This is a genomic window from Exiguobacterium sp. SH31 (assembly GCF_001816105.1).
In the GTDB taxonomy this organism is placed as follows: Bacteria; Bacillota; Bacilli; order Exiguobacteriales; family Exiguobacteriaceae; genus Exiguobacterium; species Exiguobacterium aurantiacum_A.
This window is the reverse complement of record NZ_LYTG01000033.1, coordinates 41817-50592: the sequence shown is the minus strand read 5'-3', so window position 1 is coordinate 50592 and position 8776 is coordinate 41817. Positions and strand designations below refer to the sequence as shown.

General features: G+C 51.3%; 7 protein-coding genes. All 7 read left to right on the top strand.

The window, feature by feature from the left end; translation table 11 throughout:
- The first annotated feature begins 76 nt into the window (after positions 1 to 76).
- Positions 77 to 1426 (top strand): ABC transporter substrate-binding protein, encoded by a 1350-nt coding sequence (locus tag A6395_RS05865; RefSeq protein WP_071398296.1) that lies wholly within the window; start codon positions 77 to 79, stop codon positions 1424 to 1426.
- Positions 1427 to 1494: 68 nt separating this feature from the next.
- A complete protein-coding gene (locus A6395_RS05860) occupies positions 1495 to 2391 on the top strand; it encodes a carbohydrate ABC transporter permease (protein ID WP_071398295.1) in 897 nt (298 codons plus the stop codon).
- 72 nt (positions 2392 to 2463) lie between these two features.
- Positions 2464 to 3306 carry a carbohydrate ABC transporter permease gene (locus A6395_RS05855; RefSeq protein WP_084812969.1) on the top strand — a complete coding sequence of 281 codons (843 nt, stop codon included), beginning with the start codon at positions 2464 to 2466 and terminating at the stop codon, positions 3304 to 3306.
- A gap of 71 nt (positions 3307 to 3377) precedes the next feature.
- Positions 3378 to 4778 (top strand): arabinan endo-1,5-alpha-L-arabinosidase, encoded by a 1401-nt coding sequence (locus A6395_RS05850; protein WP_084812966.1) that lies wholly within the window; start codon positions 3378 to 3380, stop codon positions 4776 to 4778.
- 16 nt (positions 4779 to 4794) lie between these two features.
- Positions 4795 to 6105: an arabinan endo-1,5-alpha-L-arabinosidase gene (locus A6395_RS05845; RefSeq protein WP_071398293.1), complete on the top strand. Its 1311-nt coding sequence runs from the start codon at positions 4795 to 4797 to the stop codon at positions 6103 to 6105.
- 281 nt (positions 6106 to 6386) lie between these two features.
- Positions 6387 to 8084, top strand: a complete 1698-nt coding sequence (araB, locus tag A6395_RS05840) for a ribulokinase (protein ID WP_071398292.1) — start codon at positions 6387 to 6389, stop codon at positions 8082 to 8084.
- Complete coding sequence (gene araD / locus A6395_RS05835; protein ID WP_071398291.1) at positions 8078 to 8776, top strand: L-ribulose-5-phosphate 4-epimerase; 699 nt, start codon at positions 8078 to 8080, stop codon at positions 8774 to 8776. The genes araB and araD overlap by 7 nt, the downstream gene beginning before the upstream one ends.

Genomic DNA, 8776 nt, shown 5'->3' with positions numbered 1-8776 from the left:
TTTTTATTTAACTCAACATGTACGTACATCTTTATCATGCTTTGCACATGAACATAAAGTGATGGAGGAATTCACAATGAATCGTAAATCGAAAAAAATGTTTGCGTTAACGATGTCAGCACTGATGACAACTTCTTTGGCGCTCGCCGGCTGTTCGGGAGATGAGGCAGGCGCTGATGGAAAAATTGAACTGACATTTATGTTCCGTGGAAATCCAGAAGAGTTAAAAGCCTATCAAGCGACGGTGAAACGTTTTGAAGAAGCCAACAAAGACGTGAAGGTGACGATGGTCCAGACGGCCCCTGATCAGTACGATACAAAACTCAAGTCGGCCATCGCGGGTCGGAAGATTCCGGACGTCTTCTTCTATAATCCTGCCCAAGTGAAAGCCTATGTAAACTCGGGTGTGCTACTCGATATCACAGAGGCGGTTGAAAATTCAGAAGACGTCAAGTTGGACGATATTTGGGAGAAGGGTGTCGACAAGTATCGCTTCGATGGTGAGACGCTTGGAGAAGGTGCAATTTACGGACTGCCGAAAGATTTAGGACCGTTCGCACTCGGCTACAACAAGACGATGTTCGAAGACGCGGGCATTGCGCTTCCGGATAAAGACAAACCGTACACATGGGATGAGTTCGTGGACGTTGCCAAACAGTTGACGAAAGATACGAACGGTGACGGAAAAATGGATCAATACGGCACTGGCTTCAACGTAAACTGGGCCCTTCAGCCGTTCGTTTGGAGCAATGGGGCGGACTGGATCAACGAGGACGGCACGAAAGTGACGATCGATGATCCGAAATTCATCGAAGCGTTACAGTTCTTCGTCGACCAGCAGTTGAAACATGGTATCACACCGTCGATCGGGGAAACACAGACGCTCGACACGTACCAACGTTGGTTGAAAGGACAACTTGCCTTCTTCCCGGTCGGTCCTTGGGACATGGCGGCATTTAAAGAACAGCTGAAATTTGAGTATGATTTACTTCCGTGGCCAGCCGGTTCGACGGGTAAAGCATCAGGATGGGTCGGTTCGCTCGGCATCGGTGTCGGTTCAACGACGAAACATAAAGAAGAAGCAGCGGAACTAGCCATGTACTTGTCTGCCGACCAAGAAGGACAACAGGCGCTCGTAGATGCGCAAGTCCAATTGCCGAACAGTATGGAAATTGCAGACAACTGGGCGGCTGACACGTCGATCAAACCAGAAAACAAACAAGAGTTCCTTGATTTGATCAATGACTATGGCCGCGGCTTCCCAGCTGAGAAAACATACACGGCAGAATGGTATGACGAGTTCTTCAAAAACATCCAGCCTGTCCTCGACGGCAAAACGTCGGTTGAAGACTATGTGAAGACGGCGCAGCCGAAGATGCAGAAATTGCTCGATGCGGCGATCGAACAAGAGAAACAGGCGAACTGATCAGAGAGTCGAAACGGGGTGGCGATGTTCGCCACCCGCGTCTCTGACGTTGAAAGGATGGAAGAACAATGAAGACAAAATCGATTTCTAAGTTATATCGAACAGAGCAACGATACGCCTATCTGTTCGTTGCGGCACCGGTCATTGGGTTTTTCCTCTTCGCGTTCGTCCCGTTGATGTACTCTGTTTACGGCGCCTTCACGAATTGGAACGGTCTCGGTCAAATGAAATTTATCGGGTTTGAGAACTTTGTTAACTTGTTCCAAGATGAATATTTTTATAAATCGATGTACAACACGCTCTTTATGATGATTGGGATCCCGATTGGAATCGCCCTCGCGCTCATGCTCGCTCTTGCGTTGAATCGAGGGATTTTTGGGACGGATACCTTCCGCGTGATTTACTACATTCCCGTCATTTCGTCGATTGCCGCCGTATCGATTTTATGGCAATGGGCGTACAACGGAGACTACGGATTGGTGAACCAATTTTTGGCTTTGATCGGCATCGATGGGCCGAACTGGCTCCAAAATACCGATACCGTCAAGCCAGCGCTTATCCTCATGGCAATTTGGAAAGGGCTCGGCTATACGATGCTCCTTTATTTGGCGGCGCTCCAAAGTGTTCCGAAATCATTTTATGAAGCGGCAAAACTGGATGGAGCCAACGCTTGGCAAAGCTTTTGGCACATCACGCTTCCGATGGTCAAACCGGTCACGTTCTTCATCATCGTGACGAACATCATCGGTGGAGCGCAAATTTTCACGGAAATCAACGTCATGACACCAACCGGGGGTCCGGAGTACTCGTCTGCCTCTGCGGTCTTCTATATTTGGCAAAAATCGTTCGGGAACTTCCAACTCGGTTACGCTTCGGCGATGGCGCTCGTTCTTGGGCTCTTCATTTTCATCGTCACGTTGCTCCAATTCCGGATGAATGAAAAATCATCGTTCGATCTTGATTGAGCGATTCGCGTATAGGAAAGGAGAATAACCATGCAATTAGCTCTCTCACGGAAAAAAGAGAACGTGGAAACAATGTCGGTGAAGAAGAAGGATCGGATCACGGATTTCTTCATTTTTATCTTCCTATCCATCGGAGCGGTCGTCATGATCGCACCGCTGCTCTGGATGGTGTCGACGTCACTAAAATCAAAAGAAGATGTATTCGCGCTCCCGCCGGTATGGATCCCGACTGATATTTCGTTTAGTAAATACACGGAAATTTGGAGTATGGGTCCGCTGTTGTCAGGGATATCAAACAGTTTGATTGTCGCATTATCCGTCACGATTGTCGGGACGTTCACGTCAAGCTTGGCGGCGTTCGCCTTCGCGAAGTTGAACTTCAGAGGCAAGAATAAAATCTTCCTTCTCTTGTTCGCTTCTGTCATGATCCCATACCCGGTGCTCATGATTCCCCAGTTCATGATGTTCTCGAGCATCGGCTGGGTGGATACGCTGTTACCGTTAATTGTGCCTGGGTTATTCGGGAACATCTTTATGATTTTCTTCTTGCGCCAATTTTTGAACAGCATCCCGAACTCGATTATCGAAGCAGCGAAGATTGATGGGTGCTCGTACTTCCAAATCTTCTACAAGATTATTTTCCCGTTAATCAAGCCGGCCGTGGCCGCGCAGTTGATTCTTTGGTTCATGGCAATTTGGAACGACTATCTTGGGCCGATTCTCTATTTGAACTCGCCGGAGAAACAGACGCTTCAACTTGTCATCGCGAACTTTAACGCATCTTATGCAATTCAAAGTGATTATCCGTTAATCATGGCCGCGTCTGTCGTGGCATTACTCCCGATGTTGCTCGTCTTCATGATCTTCCAAAAACAGATCATCGAGTCGATTGCGATCTCTGGTGTGAAGGGCTGAGGTGTGACAGGACAGAGGCACCCGTCTTTTAAAAAGGCGGGTGCCTTTTTGATGGAGAAAGGGGATTTAACATGAGAAAAATGATGGTATGGCTAACACTACTCGCCGTAGCAATCGGAGGAATCTTTTTCTGGCGGACGACGAGTGCGTCAATCAATGATTTAGCACTCCCGAAAGCACCGTTTGAAAAGAAAGTGGACGATGTGACGCCGGAGGTGCTCAACAAAGAGCGTGAGTGGACGACGAACTTCACGCATGACGGGGCGATTTTGAAAGACGGAGACACCTATTACGTCTTTTCGACGGATTACATGGTAGGAAGTCCTCCGACGCCCGGCATTCAAATCCGCAAATCGACCGACCTGGTTCATTGGGAATTCGTCGGTCGTGTGTTTGATCAAGTGTCTGAGGAGGCGTTCGCTTGGGCCGGCGGGAACACATTTTGGGCCCCGGCGATCACGAAAATCGGAGATCGATTCCACTTATACTATTCTGTCTCAGGGGTCGGGAGTCGAACGTCGTATATCGGGCTAGCGACTGCGACAACGATTGAAGGACCTTGGGAAGATGAGGGCGCCGTCATCGCATCGAAAGAAGGTGACGGGGGTGTAGCCAATACAATCGATCCTCACGTGACGCAAGATGCGGAAGGCAAATGGTGGATGACGTATGGTTCGTACTTTGGCGGAATCTTTTTGACGGAGATTGACCCAGACACAGGAAAACGAGTGGATGAATCGTCAGAAGGCACACTGCTCGCCAAGCGGAAAGACATGTCGATGGGTATCGAAGGACCGGAAATTTTATATAACGGCGAGACGGGCTATTACTATTTGATGGTGTCGTATGGATGGTTGGAGGATACGTACAACGTCCGGATCGGTCGCTCGAAATCGATTGCGGGACCGTACGTCGATTCGGTTGGCCGGGACTTACGAGACGAGTCGGATGAGTCGTTTGATACGGGCATGAAAATCGTTGGGCCGTATCGTTTCGAAGGAGATGACGGATACGTCGGGACCGGTCACTCCGCATTCTTACAAGATGGGACCGATACGTTCGTGCTGCATCAGGCGCGGCCGAGTGAAGATATCTACTGGTCACAGCTGCACGTCCGGAAAGTGTATTGGACGAAAGACGGTTGGCCGGTCGTCTCGCCCGAACGCTATGCGGGGGAGAGCGATATCGAGGTCGACGAAACGCACCTGGTCGGGGATTGGGACGTCATCACGTTCCCACGGTTTGACGACGGACAGCAAACCTCGAGTGTATTGACGTTGAAACGAGGCGGAACGCTCGAAGACGGGGACGGGTCGTGGGAATTGAATGATTCGGTCCTCGAGGTCCAAGTCGGACAGGAGACGTATGAGGCGCAAGTCGGAGCGGCTTGGGACTGGGAGACTTGGGAACCGACAATCATCTTCACTGGCCTGAGCGAGGATGGCACCGCCGTATGGGGCAAAAAACGATAAGAGGAGAAGAGGGACCATGCAAAAATTGAACAGTCCAAACCGAGAAGAACGCTATGTGTTGGAACGATTGACGAATGAAACGATGTGGGGCACGCACAACGCCCACGATCCGGCCTCAATCAAAGTCGAGGACTGGTATTACGTGTTCTCGACGGACGCTGCCCATGGGCATCAAATCAACGGCGGGATTCAAGTGCGTCGCTCGCGGGACTTGATCCACTGGGAATATGTCGGCTTGGCGCTTGAAGAGCTTCCGCACGAGGCTGTGGAATGGACCGGGGCGCCGGGACTTTGGGCGCCGGAAGTCGTATTCATGGGTGGCCGCTACGTCATGTATTATGCAGCTTCACAGTTCGGACAGACGCGTTCTTATATCGGTGTCGCCAGCGCGGAAACGATCGATGGACCGTGGCGGGATCACGGGCTCGTGGTGAAAAGTGAGGCCGGGACGTCGGGACCGAACGCGATTGACCCGAATATCACGTTCGATGCGCATGGGGATCCGTGGCTCGTCTACGGTAGTTTTTTCGGTGGGCTGTACGTGTTCCCGGTCGACCCGGAGACGGGGAAGAAACGTCCGGGGAGTGAAGAGACGTTGATCGCGAAACGAGATCAACGTGTCGAAGGGGCGGTCGAGGGACCGTACATCGTCTATCGAGAGACAGATCGTCACTACTACTTGTTCGTCTCTTACGACTCCCTGTTCAAGGACTATCACATCCGTGTGGCCCGATCGACTTCGATCACCGGACCGTACGTCGATTTTGATGGGAACGTCATGACCGACCTCGAGATCGACCCGCAACAAGTTGGCATGAAGATTTTAGGCGGCTATCGGTTCGGGGATAATGAGGGCTGGGTCGGGCCTGGGCATAACTCCGTCTTACAAGACGGGGGCGATGATTATCTCGTCCATCACGTCAGAGGTGAGCAAGATCCGCATTGGCACGAGCTGCATATCCGGAAAATCATCTGGACGGAGTCGGGTTGGCCGCTCGTATCTCCGGAACGATATGCCGGGGAAGCGGAACGTCCTGTCGAGGTGCAAGAACTCTTCGGAGAGTGGGAGTGGATTTATATGGACCGGACGTACCATGGCGTCCTGCATTCGAGTAAGATTGAACTCCTGGCTGACGGGACGTTCGTGACGGAGCATGGCGAACGAGGACGGTTTGAAAAACTGGCGGATGCGAGCATCAAGCTCTACGGTCCCGAAGGAATCACTTGGTATGTGTTACCGGGCTGGGATTGGGAGAATTGGCGAGAGACGCTCGTATTTGCCGGATTGTCTGACCAAGGTCATGTCTTTATCGGCAAAAAGTTATAAATATCCGTACAACTTCTGTCGATTCATTTTAAGTGGCTTGTCACAAATTACTCAGAAACATTACAAAAATGTTCAAATGAAATGTTGAAAACAGTTGATTAATTTAAAATAGTTGATACAATCAAGGTGTAAGTTATACGTACAACTTGATTGTATCTTTTTGTTTTCTGTATGAATTAGGTACGTTATTTGAATAGTTGTACGGATGAAAGGGAGAGGAGTGCCCACACACTTTATTTTTTTCATCCTTTATGTAAGCGTATTCTTTTGGAGGTAGGGTGATGAATATGACCAATTATACAATCGGTGTCGACTATGGGACGCAATCAGGACGCGCGGTCCTCGTCGACGTAGCGACAGGTCGAGAAGTGGCGACAGCGGTCAAACCGTACACACACGGCGTGATGGATGAATATTTACCGGACGGGGCGACCCGTCTCGAGCATGATTGGGCGCTCCAACATCCACAAGACTATTTAGAAGTACTGGAAATCACCATCCCGGCCGTCGTGAAAGAGGCAGGGATCACGCCGGAGCAAGTCATAGGGATCGGCATCGACTTTACCGCATGCACGATCTTACCGATAGACGAACATTTGAATCCACTTTGTTTCCGTGAGGAACATCAACAGAATCCACACAGCTACGTGAAGCTTTGGAAGCACCACGCCGCTCAGGACGAGGCGGATGAGTTGAACCGCATCGCGGCCGAGCGGGGCGAGGATTTCTTGAAACGATACGGCGGTAAAATCTCATCGGAATGGATGATCCCGAAAGTGTGGCAAATCTTGAACGAGGCCCCGGCGATTTATGAGGAAGCGGATCAGATTCTAGAGGCGACGGATTGGGTCGTCTCTCAGATGACGGGCCGTGTCGTTCGAAACAGTTGTACAGCTGGATATAAAGCCATGTGGCATAAACAAGACGGCTATCCGTCAAACGAGTTCTTCAAAGCGCTTGACCCTCGGTTGGAGAACGTCGTCGAAGAGAAACTATCGCGTGACATCGCGCCGATTGGAGCCAAAGCAGGCGAACTGACAGAAGCGTTTGCCGCGCGCATCGGACTCCTTCCGGGCACGGCCGTCGCGGTTGCGAACGTCGACGCCCACGTGGCGGTGCCGGCCGTCGGGATTGCAGAACCTGGCAAGATGTTGATGGTCATGGGCACATCGACGTGCCACATCCTGCTCGGTGAAGATGAACAAGTCGTCCCAGGCATGTGCGGCGTCGTCGAAGACGGTGTCATTCCAGGCTTGATGGGCTATGAAGCTGGTCAATCGTGTGTCGGGGACCATTTTGAATGGTTCACCGAGACATGTGTCCCAGGGCATTACGTGGAAGAGGCCGCCTTGAAAGGTATCGGTATCCATCAGCTGTTGACGGAGAAAGCAGCCCGTCAACGTGTCGGTGAGAGTGGACTCGTTGCTCTCGACTGGTGGAACGGAAACCGGTCAACGCTCGTCGATACGAATTTGACGGGTGTCCTTCTCGGAGCGACATTGCTCACGAAGCCGGAAGACATCTATCGGGCGTTAATCGAAGCGACAGCATACGGGACGCGGACGATCGTGGAAGCGTTCCGCAACAGCGGCGTCCCCGTGCATGAAGTGTATGCCGCAGGTGGGATTGCCGAAAAGAACGCACTCATGATGCAAATTTATGCGGACGTCTTGAACATGGAGATCAAAATCTCAGCCTCTTCACAAACACCAGCTCTAGGCTCCGCCATGTTCGGAGCAGTAGCTGCCGGCGTGGAGCGGGGAGGTTATGCCACGATCAAAGAAGCTGCAGCGAAGATGGGCCGCGTCAAAGAAGAGACGTATAAGCCGATCTTGGAAAACGTCGCGACGTATGACGCTTTGTTCGCCGAATACACGAAACTATACGATTACTTCGGTCGCGGCGAGAATGACGTGATGAAACGTTTGAAAAAAATAAAAGCTGAAGCCTCACGTGTGAAGGAGGAGCCTGTATGGTAAGCCGTCGCTTGAAAGAAGAAGTGTTACAAGCGAACTTGGCTCTTCCGAAGCACGGTTTGGTCACGTTCACCTGGGGCAACGTCAGTGGCATCGACCGCAACGCCGGTTTGGTCGTCATCAAACCGAGCGGCGTTCCGTACGAACGATTGACCGTGGAGGATATGGTCGTCGTCGATCTCGAAGGTAACATCGTCGAAGGTGAACTGCGTCCCTCATCAGACACACCGACCCATCTCGCGCTCTACCGGTCTCTCCCTGAGATCGGTGGTGTCGTGCACACACATTCGCCATGGGCGACAAGTTGGGCACAGGCGAAGCGGGCCATCCCGGCGTTTGGAACGACACATGCCGATTATTTTTATGGCGAGATCCCATGCACCCGTGAATTGACAGACGAGGAAATCGAAACGGCGTATGAACTCGAGACGGGACATGTCATCTTGGAAACGCTTGATGAGTTAATGCTTGAAGCAGTCGCCGTACCCGGTGTGCTCGTGGCGAACCACGCACCGTTTTGCTGGGGCAAAGACGCGGATGAAGCCGTCCATAACGCGGTCGTCCTCGAAGAAGTCGCGAAGATGGGCCTTCATGCCTTGAATTTAAATCCAGGCCTGACACCGATTAAACAGAGCGTATTAGATAAACATTATTTGCGAAAACACGGGGCGAACGCATACTACGGCCAAAAATGA